Annotated in this window: 14 protein-coding genes, 1 other RNA gene and 2 pseudogenes; 5 read left to right on the top strand and 12 right to left on the bottom strand. The window is 63.3% G+C overall.

Annotated features, from left to right (window positions below; genetic code table 11):
- Nucleotides 1–105: 105 nt before the first annotated feature.
- The 4 genes from murD to PD885_RS06150 are packed head-to-tail and all read right to left on the bottom strand — an operon-like array spanning nt 106 to nt 5,902.
- Nucleotides 106–1,515 carry a UDP-N-acetylmuramoyl-L-alanine--D-glutamate ligase gene (murD, locus tag PD885_RS06165; protein ID WP_002802032.1) on the bottom strand — a complete coding sequence of 470 codons (1,410 nt, stop codon included), beginning with the start codon at nt 1,513–1,515 and terminating at the stop codon, nt 106–108.
- Nucleotides 1,496–2,854 (bottom strand): UDP-N-acetyl-alpha-D-muramoyl-L-alanyl-L-glutamate epimerase, encoded by a 1,359-nt coding sequence (murL, locus tag PD885_RS06160; RefSeq protein ID WP_002802034.1) that lies wholly within the window; start codon nt 2,852–2,854, stop codon nt 1,496–1,498. The genes murD and murL overlap by 20 nt, the downstream gene beginning before the upstream one ends.
- Nucleotides 2,851–3,309, bottom strand: coding sequence for a hypothetical protein (locus tag PD885_RS06155; protein WP_002802037.1), 459 nt, complete (start codon nt 3,307–3,309; stop codon nt 2,851–2,853). The genes murL and PD885_RS06155 overlap by 4 nt, the downstream gene beginning before the upstream one ends.
- Nucleotides 3,293–5,902 carry a bifunctional aspartate kinase/diaminopimelate decarboxylase gene (locus PD885_RS06150; protein WP_002802039.1) on the bottom strand — a complete coding sequence of 870 codons (2,610 nt, stop codon included), beginning with the start codon at nt 5,900–5,902 and terminating at the stop codon, nt 3,293–3,295. The genes PD885_RS06155 and PD885_RS06150 overlap by 17 nt, the downstream gene beginning before the upstream one ends.
- Nucleotides 5,903–6,188: 286 nt before the next feature.
- On the opposite strand from PD885_RS06150, the pseudogene PD885_RS06145 reads away from it, so the two are divergent.
- Together PD885_RS06145 and PD885_RS06140 are read left to right on the top strand one after the other, a co-directional pair.
- Nucleotides 6,189–6,392, top strand: a pseudogene (locus PD885_RS06145) (PhzF family phenazine biosynthesis protein); the annotation flags it as partial.
- A gap of 31 nt (nt 6,393–6,423) precedes the next feature.
- A complete protein-coding gene (locus tag PD885_RS06140) occupies nt 6,424–7,305 on the top strand; it encodes a PhzF family phenazine biosynthesis protein (protein WP_002802045.1) in 882 nt (293 codons plus the stop codon).
- Between the two features lie 296 nt (nt 7,306–7,601).
- Here the strand turns inward: PD885_RS06140 and PD885_RS06135 are convergent, their stop codons facing one another.
- From PD885_RS06135 to PD885_RS06115, 5 genes are all read right to left on the bottom strand, one after another.
- Nucleotides 7,602–8,204 carry a glycine zipper 2TM domain-containing protein gene (locus PD885_RS06135; protein WP_040761906.1) on the bottom strand — a complete coding sequence of 201 codons (603 nt, stop codon included), beginning with the start codon at nt 8,202–8,204 and terminating at the stop codon, nt 7,602–7,604.
- A gap of 152 nt (nt 8,205–8,356) precedes the next feature.
- Nucleotides 8,357–8,791: an OsmC family protein gene (locus PD885_RS06130; protein WP_002802050.1), complete on the bottom strand. Its 435-nt coding sequence runs from the start codon at nt 8,789–8,791 to the stop codon at nt 8,357–8,359.
- A gap of 215 nt (nt 8,792–9,006) precedes the next feature.
- Nucleotides 9,007–9,954 carry an aspartate carbamoyltransferase catalytic subunit gene (locus PD885_RS06125; RefSeq protein ID WP_002802051.1) on the bottom strand — a complete coding sequence of 316 codons (948 nt, stop codon included), beginning with the start codon at nt 9,952–9,954 and terminating at the stop codon, nt 9,007–9,009.
- A gap of 13 nt (nt 9,955–9,967) precedes the next feature.
- Complete coding sequence (ruvX, locus tag PD885_RS06120) at nt 9,968–10,435, bottom strand: Holliday junction resolvase RuvX (RefSeq protein WP_088056710.1); 468 nt, start codon at nt 10,433–10,435, stop codon at nt 9,968–9,970.
- Nucleotides 10,428–10,994 carry a YqgE/AlgH family protein gene (locus PD885_RS06115; RefSeq protein WP_002802054.1) on the bottom strand — a complete coding sequence of 189 codons (567 nt, stop codon included), beginning with the start codon at nt 10,992–10,994 and terminating at the stop codon, nt 10,428–10,430. Before PD885_RS06115 ends, ruvX begins: the two co-directional genes overlap by 8 nt.
- Before the next feature lie 295 nt (nt 10,995–11,289).
- Between PD885_RS06115 and PD885_RS06110 the strand changes: the two genes are divergently transcribed.
- On the top strand, nt 11,290–11,847 hold the full coding sequence (locus PD885_RS06110; protein WP_002802055.1) for a DNA-3-methyladenine glycosylase I: 558 nt from the start codon (nt 11,290–11,292) through the stop codon (nt 11,845–11,847).
- On the opposite strand, the gene PD885_RS06105 is transcribed toward PD885_RS06110, so the two are convergent.
- A non-coding RNA gene (locus tag PD885_RS06105) (sX9 sRNA) lies at nt 11,842–11,921 on the bottom strand. The two genes, PD885_RS06110 and PD885_RS06105, sit on opposite strands and share 6 nt — an antisense overlap.
- 126 nt (nt 11,922–12,047) lie before the next feature.
- Between PD885_RS06105 and PD885_RS06100 the strand changes: the two are divergent.
- Nucleotides 12,048–12,947: pseudogene (locus PD885_RS06100) on the top strand (DUF72 domain-containing protein).
- Nucleotides 12,948–13,093: 146 nt separating this feature from the next.
- Here the strand turns inward: PD885_RS06100 and PD885_RS06095 are convergent.
- Nucleotides 13,094–14,224, bottom strand: a complete 1,131-nt coding sequence (locus PD885_RS06095; RefSeq protein WP_002802056.1) for a PilT/PilU family type 4a pilus ATPase — start codon at nt 14,222–14,224, stop codon at nt 13,094–13,096.
- 106 nt (nt 14,225–14,330) lie between these two features.
- Nucleotides 14,331–15,368, bottom strand: coding sequence for a type IV pilus twitching motility protein PilT (locus PD885_RS06090; RefSeq protein WP_002802057.1), 1,038 nt, complete (start codon nt 15,366–15,368; stop codon nt 14,331–14,333).
- A 353-nt stretch (nt 15,369–15,721) separates the two neighbouring features.
- On the opposite strand from PD885_RS06090, the gene PD885_RS06085 reads away from it, so the two are divergent.
- Nucleotides 15,722–16,414 (top strand): YggS family pyridoxal phosphate-dependent enzyme, encoded by a 693-nt coding sequence (locus PD885_RS06085; RefSeq protein ID WP_002802058.1) that lies wholly within the window; start codon nt 15,722–15,724, stop codon nt 16,412–16,414.
- Nucleotides 16,415–16,455: the final 41 nt, after the last annotated feature.

Below are 16,455 nucleotides of genomic sequence, written 5' to 3'. Positions count from 1 at the left end.
GTCGTGGGTGACAGCGGGCAGATCGCGATGGCGTTTTGTGCGTCAGGGCACAACCGCCGGAACTCAAATCGAATGCACGCCAAGTGGCAGTGGATCGGTGCAGAGCTACTGCACGCCCAAACCGGGAATCGCGCTGATCGCCGCAGGATCGAATCCGGCCAGTTGGGCGAAATGTCGGCCGCGTGCAACGTAATCGCTGTAGACGCCAAAGCTGGGCGCACCCGGCGACAGCAACACCACACCGCCCTGCTCGCCCAGCGCCTCACGCGCCAGCCGCATTGCGTGTTCCAGATCGGTGCCGGCATGCAGACCGAAACGACCGGCTTCGGCCAACGGGGCCAGCAGCGCATGAATGCGTGGCCCGTTGGCTCCCATGGTGACGATTTCCAGCGGGGCCTGTTGCGCCATGTGCTCGGCAAAATCGTGCCAGTCCAGCCCACGATCATGTCCGCCAACCAGCAAGGCAACACGACGCTGCGCGAAGCAGGCAAGCGCCGCCAATGAGGCATGTGGCGTGGTGCTGATCGAATCGTTGACGTAGCTGATGCCGTCCACGCTGCCGAGCAGTTGCAGGCGGTTCGGCAATGGGCGGAAGCTCAGCGCAGCCGGTGCCAGCGCAGCCGCATCCAGGCCCAGCGCTTCCACCGCCGCCAGCACCGCGCACAGATTGCGGCGATTGTGTTCGCCCGGCAGCGGCACGTTGGCAGTATCGAACACGGCCTGCTCGCCGCGATACACCACATCGCCACGCAAGTGCCAGCCATCGGGATGGTTGAACCAACGCACCTCGCTGTCCGGCAACTGCAGCTGCGTCAGATGCGCATCGGCAGCATTGAGCAAGGCCATACGCGGGCGGCCCTCGGTGACCAACGACAGTTTGTCGCGCACGTAGCGCGCCTCGTCGCCATGCCAGTCCAGGTGCTCGGGAAACAGGTTCAACACCACCGCCAATTCGGGACGCGCGCCACTGCGCCCTACTTCACCGGTTTGATAGCTGGACAACTCGATCGCCCAATACGTCGGCGGCGGTTGCGGCGCCAGCACCTCCAGCAACGGTTGGCCGATATTGCCGACCAATGCAGTGCGATGTCCGGCCGCACGCAACAGATGCGCTAGCAACGCGGTGGTGGTGCTCTTGCCCTTGGTGCCGGTGACGCAGATAGCGCCAGGCACGCTACCGTCTGGTCCCGCGCGCTCGGCAAACCACAACGCGGTGCCACCGATGAACTGCGTGCCGTGCTCGGCGTTGGCGGTTTGCACCTCATTGCGATACGGGCTGATGCCGGGCGACTTCACCACGATCTCGAACCGGCCCAGCGCCTGCGCGCCAGCCTCGGTTTCTACATGCAACGCGACGTCGGCCAGCGCATCGAGCTCGCGCGCTTCTTCGGCATTGCAGAAGATCGTCAGCGCTTGCGTGGGCAACAAGGCGCGTAGCGCGCGATACGCCGCGCGTCCTTCGCGCCCCCAACCCCATAACGCAACCGCCTTGCCTTCAAACTGCGAAATTCGCACGCACGCGCTCCCACAGCGCCGATGGAATACGGTGCTCGCCGCCATCGATGGCCATCAACGGCTCCAGCTGTAGCTCCTGCCGGTCAAGCTGCGGCTGGATGTCGCGGACAAAGCGCTTCACCAATGCGTCTTCCTTCCATTCGGCGCGGCTGGCCAGCACCGCCATCGCAGCGCGCGATTCGCGACCTTCGCCGACGCATTCGAATGGCTTGTGGTCCTGGAATTCCAGCAGCGCATCGTAGCCGCCGGCTTGCGCCGCATCGTCGAGCAGATTGCGGCCGAAGATATTGACCAAACGCGTCTTCGGCATGAACGGCGCCAGCGCCAGGAACACGAAATGACACTTAGGGCAGACGCCACACCAGCGATGCACCGGGCGTTCGCCCATGATGTGGAAGTTGCGATTGCAGCTGGAAAAATGCCCGTCGTAGCGATCGGTCCTGGCGAACTGCCGCGCCACTGCCAGCTCCGACAACGGCCGCAGCAACGAGTAATAACGCAGATCGGCCGCCACATGCCGCTGCACGTAGTCACCGAAGGTCTGCTCGAATGCCCAGCCCTTGGACCACTGGTGATTGACCTCGCCGGTGCCGGGAATCTGGCTGCCGTAACTGGCCGAACGTTCGTTGGAAAACACCACCTGGTCCACGCCATTGAGCAATGCGGCCAACACCAGAATGGCCGAGTTCACCGCAGTGACCGGGATATGTCCATTCCACGCGCCCTGGCGATTGAGTTCGAACAATTCCGGCGCCAGCACGCGGCCGATAGTGAGCACCGGTAGACCGGTGCGCTCGGCGCAAGCGCGGATCAGCTGCGAGCCGCCGATCCAGCTGACGGTCTGATCCACGCCGGCATGACGCAAGACTTCGATACTCACTAGCGAATCCTTGCCGCCACCGATCGCGACCAACGCATGCTCGCGCAGACCCAGTACCGGTGCGGCGCCAGCCGGCTGTGCAGCGACAGGAAAGTTGATCTTGCCGTGCAGGTTCAAGCCATTGCGATAGGCGAACTCACCCAGGCCATGCAGGTAGACGTTTTCCACCAGCGCAGCGGTCTCCGCATCGATGGCGTAATCGTCGATCTGGATGTTCGGCGGCACTGCGGCCTTGAAGTAACTGACACCTGCGATGAGATGCAGCAAGCGCAACGCCTGCTGCACAGCAGCCGCATGCGGGCCGTCCAGTTGGAACGGTGCGCCTGGCACCGCGACGGTCTCGACCAGCTCCGGCCCTTGACCGAAGGCATACACCAGCGTCGCCACGCCGGTCTGCGCGTCGAGTGCGCAACGCACGAAACGGAAGGTGGACACCTGGTGTTTGTCGAAAGCGCTCATGGACTACCTGCAAGAACACGTAAGCGACGCAGATAACGTCGGCACAGGACATATTCAATCATGGAAAACGGCACTGCCGCCCACAGCAGCGGCAGGCAACCGAACAGCACCGCCAACAACAGAAAATCGCTGTTGCCGGCCTGCACATCGCCCGATACAGCGAAGGCAAGCGCCACATACAGCGCCACCACCGGCACATAACTCAGCGCACTCAACAGCACCGTGCGCACCGCCATGCCACCACTACTGCGTGCAGGTATCCGTGCATCGCGGCGACGCTGCCAGCATCCGGCCAACCAAGCTCCGCTGCCGGCGGCAACCAACGCCGGCAGCGCCCACTTGAAGCTGTCGGTCCACGGCATACGCAGGTTTAACTGGTCAATGGCGGTGGCCAATGTCATCGCACCACCGCCGGCCAGCGTGCTGAGCGCAACGAACTCAGCTTGCGGGCGCATCGATCACCTCTTCGCGCGGCAATGCGCGCTGGTTATAAGTGCTGACCATCGAATAGCCATAGGCGCCGGTGTCGGCGATCAGCATGACATCGCCCGGCGCGGTGGCGGCAGGCAACCGACGGCGCTTGCCGAACACATCCGACGACTCGCAGATCGGCCCGACGATATCGAACGCGCCATCGGCAGGCGCGTCGAGCTGGCTGAGGTTTTCGATGTCGTGCCAGGCGTCGTACAGCGCCGGGCGGATCAAGGTGTTCATGCCGGCATCCAGACCGACACGCTGCACGCCATCCTTTTCGATCACCTGGGTGACCTGCGCCAGCAACACGCCGGCCTCGGCCACCAGATAACGGCCCGGCTCGATCGCCAGACGGTATCCCGGATGCACAGCCTTGACCTCGGCCAGGCCCTTGGCCCAGACATCCAGATCGAACGGCTCGTCGGCGGCGCTATACGGAATCGGCAAGCCGCCACCGATGTCGATGGTCTCCACCGTGCCGATACGACGCGCAAAACCGGCCAGCTCGTCGTACATCATCCGCCAGTGCTCGCCGGTCTCCACGCCACTGCCCAGGTGCGCGTGCACACCGGTGATGGTGACTTCGAGCGTGCGCGCCAGCTCGACGAACTCATTCACCCGCGTGGACGACAACCCGAACTTGGACGCCTTGCCGCCGGTATTGACCTTCTCGTGGTGCCCATCTCCGTGACCAAGATCGATGCGCAGCCACACATTGCGGCCGCGGAACACCTCAGGCCAGCGACGCAGCGCTTCGACGTTGTCCACAGTGACAGTCACGCCCAGCGCAAATGCAGCTTCGTATTCGGCCCTGGGCGCAAAGCTCGGCGTGAACAGCACACGCCGCGGTGACAGCTCGGGCAGCGTCTGGAACACCCGCCGCAACTCGCCGTGCGAGACGCATTCCAGGCCGAAACCTGCCTGTTCCAGCGCCATCAATATGGCCGGGTGCGCATTGGCCTTGATCGCGTAGTAACGCTGATCCACCGCGGCAATCTGCGCCAAGGCATGCGCACGCGCACGCACGGTTGGCAGGTGATACACGTAGCGCGGCGTACCGGCCTGGGATAGCGACAGCAGATGCGCCCGCTCGGCATGCCACCACGGTGTGGGCCGCGGGCGCACCGAGCCGATAATCTGCCGCCAACGCGGGCCGAACACCTCGCCTTCGCTGACCGGCATCGCACCGCTGTCGATCAGGTCGGCGTGCAGAATCGGCAGCAAACCATCGGCATCGGATTCGTCGATGACGAAGGTCAGATTCAAGTCGTTGGACGACTGCGAAATCATGTGCACGCGTTCCTGCCCGAACGTAGCCCACACATTGGAGAGCTTGTGCAGCAGCGAGCGCATGCCGCGCCCGACCAGCGTGACTGCCGCGCAGGGAACGATGATCTTGACCTTGCAGATCTGCGACAGATCGGCCGACAACGCCGCCAGCACGTCGGTGTTGACCAGATTCTCGGACGGATCCAGCGACACGGTGACATTGGTCTCGGCCGAACCGATCAGGTCCACCGACAAGCCGTGCTTCTTGAACAGGGCGAACACATCGGCAAGGAAGCCGACCTGCTGCCACATGCCGATACCTTCCATCGACACCAGCACGATGCCGTTGCGGCGGCTGATCGCCTTGACGCCCAGCACCGGCTCGGCATTGCCGTCGATGCTGGTGCCCGGCAAGTCGGGGCGCTCGGTGTCCAGAACCGCCATCGGCACGCCGGAATCGCGGCATGGTTTGATCGAGCGCGGATGCAACACCTTGGCGCCGGTGGTGGCGATCTCCTGTGCTTCGTAATAGTCTAGGCGGGTCAGCAAGCGCGCGTCCGGCACTTCTTTGGGATTGGCGCTGAACATGCCGGGCACGTCGGTCCAGATTTCCACACGACTGGCGCCAAGCAGCGCACCGAAATACGCCGCCGAGGTGTCCGAACCGCCACGCCCCAGAATTGCGGTGCCACCATCGGCATGCCGCGAAATGAAACCTTGCGTGATCAGCAGCCGTGTGGGCTGCGCATCGAAGCGCGTGCGCCAGCCGGCGTCGCACTGCCACTGGCAGGACACCGACAACCGCTTGGACCATTCGCTCTGATTGGGCTGCGGCGGCAACGCAGACAGCCACTGGCGCGCGTCCAGCCAGCCCATATCCAGGCCATTGGCGTGCAGATAAGCCGCACCGATGGCCGAGGACAACAGCTCGCCCTGCCCCAATACTTCGGCCTGCCAATCCAGCGTGCACGTTGTCGCGCGCGCATCGCCCAACAATGCATGCAATGCGGCAAGTCGCTCACCAAGCACGGCATCGGCATCCAGTTCCAGCTCGGCCAGGAACTCGCGATGACGCTGCTCCAGCGCGGCCACGCGCTGGGCGCTGTCAGCGGCGCCGTCGGCGATCGCGGTGAGTTCGTTGGTCACGCCCGACAATGCAGACACCACCACCAGCACGCGGCCACCGGTGTCCTCGGCCCGTTTACTCGCCAGTTTTCCAATCGTGTCCCAGCGATGACGACGCGACACCGAGGTGCCGCCGAACTTGAGGACGATCCAACGATCGGTAGAGTGGGGAGCTGACATGGAGATAGGCGTTTAGGATGAGGGGGAAGATACCCGGTATGCCGGGCGGGGCCTGCGATTCTACTGCCAATGCCGCTCGCCTGACCCCGCGTGCGATCACAGCGCGCCGGTGGCCGCCACCATCGCCACATCGATTTGCGCTGCGACCATCGCCGCGCCTTCTTGCGATCCAGATTCACTCACCATGAGCAAGCACCGTTATCTGCAACTGGATGTCTTCGACGGCAGATACGGCAACGGCAATCCACTAGAGCGTGTCATGCACTTTGGAGCGAGTGCGAAGTGGCCTGTGGCACGTCGAGACAACGCCTGCATTGCCGAACGTTTGCACAGCGAAGGCCGATTGCCGGGCAACGATTCGCGCTACGTCGCCAACCAGGGCCGCGAGGTCGGGCGCGATGGTCGCGTCCACGTGGAGGTGGATGCCGAAGCCGACGTCTGGATTGGCGGAATGACGAGGCAAGTGATCGAGGGCCGTATCGATTGGTAAGCTGCCCCGCCCTGATCGCGGAACCGCCGCCATGACCACCCGCCGCTTCCTGCAACTGGATGTGTTCTCCGCCCGCCCCGGCAGCGGCAATCCGCTGGCGGTGGTGCTGGACGCCGCCGATCTAGACGATACCGCGATGCAGTCCATTGCACGTTGGACCAAGCTGCCGGAAACTACCTTTGTGTTTCCGGCGCCAGATGTGCACAGCAGTTATCGGCTACGGATGTTTTCGCCGCAAAAAGAAGTGCCATTCGCTGGCCACCCGAGCGTGGGCACGGCACATGCGGTACTCGACGCCGGGCTGGCCGCGCCGAACGAGGGCGTGCTGATACAGGACGGCATCGCCGGCCAGTTGCCGCTGCGCGTGGAGCAGATCGACGGCCACCGCAGCATCGCCATCCGCACGCCGCGCGCGCGCGTGGCCGAGCAAGTGGACGCCGACGACCCGCGCCTGAGCGATGCGTTGCACGGCTGGCCGCTCGGCAGCCTGCAACCGGCACTGATGGACGGAGGCCGCACCTGGTGGGTGGTGGAACTGGCCAGCGAAGCGGCACTGCGCAACCTGCAGCCGAATTGGGAAGCGGTCGCTGCGCTGGCCGAATCCACCGGCAGCATGGGCGTGTTCGCCTACGCACGCGCCGCAGCGCCGGGTGCCTACGATCTGGCGGTGCGCGCTTTTGTCGGCAATGGTCGGCGCTTCGAAGATGCCGCCTCCGGCGCGGCCAATGCGGTGCTCGCCGCGTGGCTGGACAGCCGTCACGCATTGCCTGGCAAGGAGCGACGCTACGTGGTCAGTCAGGGCCGCGAAATCGGTTTCGACGCCTTGCTGGAACTGTGTATCGATGCCGACGGCGACGTGTGGTCAGGCGGCCAGGTGCAGACGGTGATTCGTGGGACGCTGGATTGGGCGTAATCGAACCTGATTCCGCGGTCTGACGACACCCGATTGCAGGGCCTCAAACGCAGCGATGCGCGCGCTGCCTGTGCTGCTCGATCAAGCGCCACTGTCGATGCACCAGTGATTCAAACGCTTTGGATCCAGCGCAGCACATCGCATTGATCGAGATCGCAGCGATACAAATACAGCACTGCTGCGCATGAATTCCTCCGCGTGAGAAACAAAAAACGCTGCGGTCGCCCGCAGCGTTTTCTTCATTCAACAACCTGATCTCGATCGCTTGACCAAAGCCACACGCGACATCGCAACGATCAGTCAGGATTCACATCCACGCGCACGCGGATGCGGTCGCCCGGGTTGTAGTCGCTACGCGTGTGATAAACGCGGCCCGCATATTCGTAGGTCACATCATAGCCAGCGACACGGTCGCGTTCGCGGCGGTAAGACACCGGCTCGCACACCCTAACATTGCCCTGATAATTGCGATTATTGGCTTGGTAGATCGAGCGACCTGCCGCCACGCCGGCCATAGTGCCGACTGCAGTGCCGACCAGACGGCCATTGCCGCCGCCAACCTGGCTGCCGAGCACCGCACCGGCGATACCGCCGATCACGCTGGCCACACCGCGATTAGACACGCCCGGCTGGCCGTAATTGCCGCCATCGCGGTAATCGCCGTCGTTGCTGGTGTAGTAACCGTCGGCTGGACGGTTGTAGCAACGTTCGCTGGTGCGCTCGTTGTAGGAGTCAGACACGATGATCGGTTCAACGCGCACCACGCGCGCATATTCGTAACGACCCTCCTCATAGCTGCCACGACCGTTGTCGCGGTAGCCGCTGTCATAGCGCTGTGCCGTTGCATTGCCTGCCACGACCAGACCGATCACCAGAGCACCAAGCACGAGAGTTTTCATTGCGGCAGCTTCATAGGGAGGACACGTTGCAGATGCTCGGCTTGCGCCAGTGAAACCGCCCTGAACCAGACCATCCGCGCAAAGCCCTATTCAGGTTGCCGCCAGCTGCGCGCGCCGGCATGTTGCACCGGCGCGCTTTAGCCTTGTCAGCGTTAGCTGGAAAATTCGGTTTCCAGGCTCATCGGCACCGCGCTCAGTGCCTTGGACACCGGGCAATTCTTCTTGGCGGTATCGGCCAGTTCGCGGAACCTGGCTTCGTCGATACCCGGCACCACGGCCTTGAGCTTGAGCCGGATCTGCGACAGCTGCGGGCCACCTTCCATCGACAGATCCACGTCGGCGCGCGTGTCCAGCGAGATCGGCGGAAAACCTGCTTCGGTCAACTGCGCAGACAGCGCCATAGTGAAGCAGCCGGCATGCGCAGCAGCAATAAGCTCTTCCGGATTGGTGCCCTTCTCGTCACCGAAGCGGCTGCTGAAGGCATAGCGGGTGTTGTCCAGCAGCCCGCTTTGCGGCGTATTGAGCTGGCCCTTGCCGGTCTTGAGGTCGCCTTCCCAATGCGCGGTGGCGTGACGTGAAATACCCATAGCGGTCTCCTGCGATGAAAGGGACAACCACGATAGGCGGGCGCTTGTTACGGCGTGGTGCCGGGAATCGGGAATCGGGAATCGTAAAAGCAGACCATCCGCGGATTTCGCTAAGCAAGGATTCTTCTGTGTGCGTGCGAAACACATTGCTCGGAGAACGACCGCGCCACTTCCTGTGTACGCGGTTGTGCACGCAGTCGTGTTGCTGGGCTCGCTTAGCCGAGCAGGGTTTCCAGCACCGCCATGCGCACGGCGACGCCGTTGGCGACCTGTCGCAACACGCACGATTGCGCGCCATCGGCGACTTCGTCGGTGATTTCAACGCCGCGGTTGATCGGGCCTGGGTGTAGCACCGCTGCATCACGGCCGGCACGCGCCAGGCGCTCGCGGGTGAGCCCGTATTCGGCGTGGTAGTGCTCCAGCGAAGGCACAAGGCCTTCTTCCATGCGCTCGCGCTGCAGGCGCAGCATCATCAGTGCGTCGACGCCTTCGAGCATCGCGTCGAAATCCTGGCCGACCACGCAGCCGTCCAGCATGTCGTCGTCGGGCAGCAGGCTGCCCGGGCCGCAGACACGGATCTCGCCGGCGCCCAGCGTGCGCAATGCATGCAGGTCCGAGCGTGCAACACGCGAGTGCTTCACGTCGCCGACGATCAACACCTTGAGCTTGGAAAAATCGGTGCCCTTGGCCTGGCGCAGGGTGAGCATGTCGAGCAGGCCCTGGGTGGGATGCGCGCTGCGTCCGTCGCCGGCATTGATCAGCGCGGTACCCTCGCCTGCGGCCTCGGCCAGCGCTTCTACCGCGCCGTCGTCGGGATGGCGCACCACAAAGCCACGCACGCCCATCGCCTCGAGATTCTTCAAGGTGTCGCGCGCGGTCTCGCCTTTGCGGGTCGATGACGTGGACGCATCGAAATTGAGTACGTCCGCGCCCAGCCGCTGCGCGGCGAGATGAAACGAGCTGCGCGTGCGTGTGGACGGTTCAAAGAACAGCGTGCACACCGCAGTGCCGGCCAGCACGCTGCGCTTGCCGACGCGCCCCACTGCCGCGTCGCGGATCTGGCCGGCACGATCGAGCAGCTGCAGCAGCGTGGCGCGCGGCAGTCCTTCCAGGGTGAGCAGGTGGCGCAGGCGTCCGTCCGAATCGAGTTGCATGGTGGTCATCGCAGGTCGGGAGTTAAGGAAGAAAAGTGGCTTGGTCGGGCGCGGCTAACCAGCGTTCGACGATCACCGCAGCTGCCATCGCGTCCAGCGCTTCGGCATCGCGGCGGCGCTTGCGGCCATCGGCGCGCTCGCGCGCGAAACGCTGCGCAGCTTCGACGGAACTGGAGCGCTCGTCGATCAACACCACGGGCAGTGCATAGCGCTCACGCAGTTCGCGTGCAAATGCATGCGCACGCTTGCGTGCGGGTTGGTCTTTGTCATCCAGGGTCAGGGGGTCGCCGACCACCAGACCGTTGGGGCGCCATTGCTTATGCACCCGGTCCAGCGCGACCCAGTCGGGGCCGCTGGCATGCACATCGATGACGGCAACCGCGCGCGCGCCGACGCCCAGCGCAGTGCCAACGGCCACACCAATACGGCGCGACCCCACGTCGAAGCCCAGCACCGTGCCATCCAGGCGGATCGCGCCCGTCTCAGGCATGCCCGGAATAATCCGTCAGCCGAAACAGGTCCACGCCGATGCGCCCGGCAGCGGTCTGCCAGCGGTCTGCCAGCGCGGTAGCGAACAAGACGTTGGCATCCGACGGCGCAGTGAGCCAACTGTTCTCGCCTAGTTCGAACTCCAGCTGCCCCGCGCCCCAGCCGGCGCAGCCCAGCGCCACCAGCGTGTTGTGCGGGCCTTCGCCAGCCGCCATGGCCTCAAGAATGTCGCGCGAGGTGGTCAGATAGACGCCCTGCCCCACTTCCAGACTGGAATCCCACTCGCGCGCATCGTCGTGGATCACGAAGCCGCGCTCCGGGTGCACCGGCCCGCCACTGAGCACGATCTGCTCGCGCAGATGCTCGTCGGCGGTGTCGATGCCCATCTGCGACAGCACCTCGCCCAGGGTGTATTCGGAGGGCCGGTTGACCAGCACTCCCATCGCGCCGTTTTCGTCGTGCTGACAGATCAGCGCGACGCTGCGCGAAAAGTTGGGGTCGGACAGCGCCGGAAGCGCGATCAGCAATTGGTTGGCCAGAGGCGTGGGCAAAACGGACATGGGCGTATTCTAGCCGTTCGCTCCGCCGCGCGCAGAGCAGCTGCCATACACGACACTTGCTGGCGCCAATGGCCAGCAGAAGTTGCCGATCGATTGCCCCGCCGCTGTACCGCTGCCACGCCGGTCCTGCGCGTTCAGGTTGGGGGGGAACGACACTGCCGCATGCCGCACGCGATGGATTGCGCCGGCGCGCGGCGAACTTTCCAACGCGCAGCTGGCCGGCCGTGCGGGCGTCCGGAACAACCTGCTTCGACGTCGTGCCCACCAACGCCGCATACCGACCAAAGGCAATCCCATGAGTGGCTATTGCAGCATCGCGCCAGGCCATCCGGTCCACGGCCACTACCACGACCACGAATACGGTTTCCCGCAACGCGACGAGCGCGAGCTGCTCGAGCGGCTGGTGCTGGAGATCAATCAGGCAGGACTGAGCTGGGAAACCATCCTGCGTAAACGCAGCAACTTCCAACGCGCCTACGACGGTTTCGATGTGGACACGGTGGCAGCTTACGGCGAAACCGACCTCGCCCGGCTGATGGGCAACGCCGGCATCATCCGCAACCGATTGAAAGTCTTGGCGGCGATCCACAACGCTCAGGTCATCCAGAGCCTACGCAGCTCGCATGGCAGCTTTGCGCAATGGCTGGACGCGCACCATCCGCTCGACAAGCCGGACTGGATCAAGCTGTTTAGGAAGACCTTCCGCTTCACTGGCGGCGAAATCACCGGCGAATTCCTGATGAGCCTGGGCTACCTGCCCGGCGCGCACCATACCGACTGCCCGGCGTTTGCGCGGATCCAGGCGCTTTCGCCGCCGTGGATGCAAGCGCAGCAGCCTTCCAGCAGTGGCTAACAAAACCTGACGAGCAATCGCCAGGTGGGTGCGGACGGCGCTGAGTAACCGCAGCGCGTGTACGAGGGGGACATGCCGATTCCGAGCACCGGCCGCGCCCTCGTGGCGGTGCGCGCAGGCGTTTTGTCAGCCAATCTAAAGTGTGCACGGTCCAGCGCGGCTAAACACCTCTTCCACGTCGCACGCGAAATGCTGGCGCCATGGTTATTCGCATCGGCATTTCCGGGTGGCGCTATGCGCGCTGGCGCGGCACGTTCTATCCCACCGGCCTGGCCCAGCGCCGCGAGCTTGAGTACGCGGCGCGTTGCTTTCCGAGTGTGGAAATCAATGGCTCGTTCTACTAACTGCAGCGTCCGCAAAGCTTCCAACACTGGCACGACGAAACGCCGAACGACTTCGTGTTTTCGGTCAAGGGCCCGCGCTTCATCACCCATATGAAACGCCTGCGCGATTGCGAACAGGCACTAGCCAATTTCTTTGCATCCGGCTTACTGAGTCTGGGGCCCAAGCTCGGCCCAATCCTGTGGCAATTGCCACCGACGCTGCGCTTCGATACCAAACTGCTGGACGCATTCCTGAGCAGCCTGCCACGCGACAGCGAAGCTGCATTGATGCTGGCGCGCAAACGCGATACCGCCCTGATGCACGGGCGCAGTGCGCTTGCGATCTAGCGCAAGCGGCCGCTGTGGCATGCGTTGGAAATCCGCCACGACAGTTTTTGCGACCCGGCCTGCATGCGCTTGCTGCGCCGTCACAAGGTGGCGGTGGTGGTGGCCGATACTGCCGGCAAGTTCCCGTATGTGGAGGACGTCAGCGCCGATTTTGTCTATCTGCGCCTGCACGGCGATGCCCAGCTGTATGCCAGCGGCTACAGCGACCGCGCGCTGGATCGCTAGGCAGCGCGCATTGCCGCCTGGGCAAGCGGCGGCGAACCGGACGAAGCTGCGCGCGTTGGCGCGCGTGCACTCAAGCGCGCAACGCGCGACGTGTACTGCTACTTCGACAACGACATGAAGGTGCACGCACCATTCGACGCGCGCGGCTTGATGCAACGGTTGGATTTGCCGACCGACTGCCCGGGGCGCGGGGAAGTCGTTTAAGAGCAACGAACAACGACTGCTTGCCGTCTATGCCTGCCTGACGGCTGCTAGCGGCGCTTTAGTAGCCGCTGTAAGTAGCGGCTGTAAAATATAGAACGGGATTGACCAGCACAAACACCACCCCGAATGCATGACCGCTGTCGGCCTCACCGAACCTCGGCAATTTCCACGCCGTCCAGGCCCTGCGACAGCGTCTTGGCATCACCACCCTGCGAGAGCTTGATGCGCAGGCGCACCTCGTTCTGCGAGTCGGCGTAGCGCAGCGCGTCTTCGTAACTGATTTCACCAGCCTGGTAGAGCTCGAACAAGCTCTGATCGAAGGTGCGCATGCCCAGGTTTGTGGACTCCTTCATGATCTCCTTGAGCTTGTGGATCTCGCCGTCGCGGATGTAGTCCTGCACCAACGGCGTGCCCAGCAGGATTTCCATCGCCACGCGACGGCTGCGTCCATCCGGGGTCGGAATCAACTGCTGCGCGATCACGCCCTTGAGATTCAGCGACAGATCCATCAGCAGCTGGTTGCGGCGCTCGTCCGGGAAGAAGTTGACGATGCGGTCCATCGCCTGGTTGGCGTTATTGGCATGCAACGTGCACAGCACCAGATGGCCGGTTTCGGCGAAGGCAATCGCGTGGTCCATGCCTTCGCGGGTGCGCACCTCGCCGATCATGATCACATCCGGTGCCTGGCGCAGGGTATTTTTCAGCGCATTTTCCCAGCTATCGGTATCGATTCCGACTTCCCGCTGGGTGATGATGCAACCCTCGTGCTTGTGCACGAATTCGATCGGGTCTTCGATGGTGATGATGTGCCCGGTGGAATTCTGGTTGCGGTGGCCGATCATCGCTGCAAGCGAGGTCGACTTACCGGTACCGGTGGCACCGACAAAAATGATGATGCCGCGCTTGGTCATTGCCAGCGTCTTGATCACCGGCGGCAGACTCAATTCGTCGACGGTGGGAATGCGCGTTTCAATCCGCCGCAGCACCATGCCGACCTGGTTGCGCTGATAAAAACAGCTCACACGAAAGCGCCCCACCCCTGACACGCCAATGGCGAAATTGCACTCGTGGGTCTTTTCGAACTCTTCGCGCTGCAATGTGGTCATCACATTCAACACAAGATCGCGGCTCTGCTGCGCGGTCAACGGGGTCTGGGTGATCGGACTGATCTTCCCATTAACCTTGATTGCCGGCGGCATTCCCGAAGTAATAAACAGGTCCGACGCCTTCTGATGCGCCATCAGCTTGAGGAAGGAGGTGAAGTCGATGGTGCTCATAGCGTGCTCCTTCGGAGCCGGGAATGGAGAATCGGGATTGGGGATTCGTAAGAGCGGACTGTGCTGAGATCGGTAGGAGACCCGCTTTTGCGAACCCCAATCCCGTCTACTCGAATATCCGCTTGTCCTTGGCGTATTCGCGTGCTTGGTTGCGCGTGATCAGGCTGCGTTTGATCAGGTCCTGTAAATGCTGATCCAGCGTCTGCATGCCGTACTGCTGGCCGGTCTGGATCGACGAATACATCTGCGCCACCTTGTCCTCCCGGATCAGGTTACGGATGGCCGGGGTGCCAACCATGATTTCCCAGGCGGCGGTGCGTCCACCGCCGACCTTCTTCAGCAGCGCCTGCGAAATCACCGCGCGCAAGGATTCGGACAGCATCGAGCGCACCATCGGCTTTTCGCCGGCAGGGAAGACATCGATGATGCGGTCGATGGTCTTGGCCGCCGAGCTGGTGTGCAGGGTACCGAACACCAGATGGCCGGTTTCCGCAGCGGTGAGTGCCAAGCGGATGGTTTCAAGATCGCGCAACTCGCCAACCAGGATGATATCCGGATCTTCACGCAATGCAGAGCGCAATGCTTCGTTGAAGCCGTGCGTGTCGCGATGCACTTCGCGCTGATTGATCAGGCACTTCTGCGAGGTGTGCACGAATTCGATCGGATCCTCGACAGTGAGGATGTGGCCGTATTCGTTCTTGTTGATGTAGTCGATCATGCCGGCGAGCGTGGTCGACTTGCCCGAACCGGTCGGCCCGGTGACCAGGATCAAGCCCTGCGGCTGATCGATCAGCTGCCGGAAAATCGGTGGGCAGCCAAGGTCTTCCAGCGTCAGCACTTCGGAGGGAATGGTACGGAACACCGCACCGGCACCACGGTTCTGGTTGAACGCATTGACGCGGAAGCGTGCCAGCGACTGGATCTCGAACGAGAAGTCGACTTCGAGGAATTCTTCGTAATCGCGGCGCTGCTTGTCCGACATAATGTCGTAGACCAGCGCATGCACCTGCTTGTGATCCAGGGCCGGAATATTGATGCGGCGGACATCGCCATCAACTCGGATCATCGGCGGCAGGCCTGCAGACAGGTGCAGGTCCGACGCCTTGTTCTTGACAGAAAACGCCAATAGTTCAGCGATATCCATGCGCTGCTTTTCCCCTAGGCTGCGATTGGAAGGTACTCCCCGGCCGGCAGTATAGCGTTCTGGCTGCTGGCAGGAAGCGGCCCGCAGCCGGTTCAGGCTGGCAGTGGCGCGCGGAGCTGAAGGTGATGGTTTTCGGCCGTGGCGCAGGCACGGCGCTTGCCCTGACGCAGATTTCGGCATCGATGGCCAGGTTGCGTCGCATCGGGTCGTGCTGCCCGCACCGCACAGAGACAGGTGCGATCGTGATCTGGCAGCGCTTTTGGCGCATCAACGGCGGTACGCAACGCATGGCCGGCTGGAAGGAAGCATCGGCGGGCGGCACTATAGCGCTCCCGTCCTTTTTGGAGTGCCACGTGCCGGCTTCGTCGCTGCAGCAGATTCTCGATGCCATCCATGCAGCAGCTGCCGAGCACGCGCGTGCCGAGGTGCGCCTGCTTGCGGTGTCCAAGACCAAGCCGGCCGACGCCGTCGCCGCCCTGGCGGCCCAGGGCCAGCGCGCATTTGGCGAAAATTACGTGCAGGAAGCCGAAGCCAAGATCGTAGCCCTCCGCACGCTGGGGCTGGAATGGCATCTGATCGGCCACCTGCAATCCAATAAGGCCGAACTGGCCAGCCAGTGCTTCGATTGGGTGCAGACGGTGGACCGCGCCAAACTGATCCCGTTGCTGGCGCGCTACCGCCCGGATAACCGCGCGCCGTTGAATGTGCTGATCCAGGTCAATATCGACGACGAGGACAGCAAGCACGGGTGCGCTCCCGAGGCGATCGACAGCCTGGCCGAGGCCATTGCGCTGCAGCCGCGATTGCAACTGCGCGGGTTGATGGCAATCCCCGCACCGTTCCCTGAACAGACACGTCGCACCGCCGCTTTTACCCGCATGCAGGCGCTGTTGGAGCAACTCAAAGGCCGCTATCGGCAGGTGGACACCTTGTCGATGGGCATGAGCTCGGACTTCGCCGAAGCGATCGCGGCCGGCGCGACCATGGTGCGCGTCGGCACGGCCTTGTTCGGTGCACGCGATTGCTCGTCTGCCGCATCCATCTGATCGGCATCGCGCGTCCGCGAAGCCGACTCCCCTTAGCAAAG

The sequence above is a fragment of the Xanthomonas fragariae genome (assembly GCF_900183975.1).
Classification (GTDB): domain Bacteria; phylum Pseudomonadota; class Gammaproteobacteria; order Xanthomonadales; family Xanthomonadaceae; genus Xanthomonas; species Xanthomonas fragariae.
Note: the sequence above shows the minus strand (reverse complement) of the source record. Positions and strands in the feature narration are given on the sequence as shown.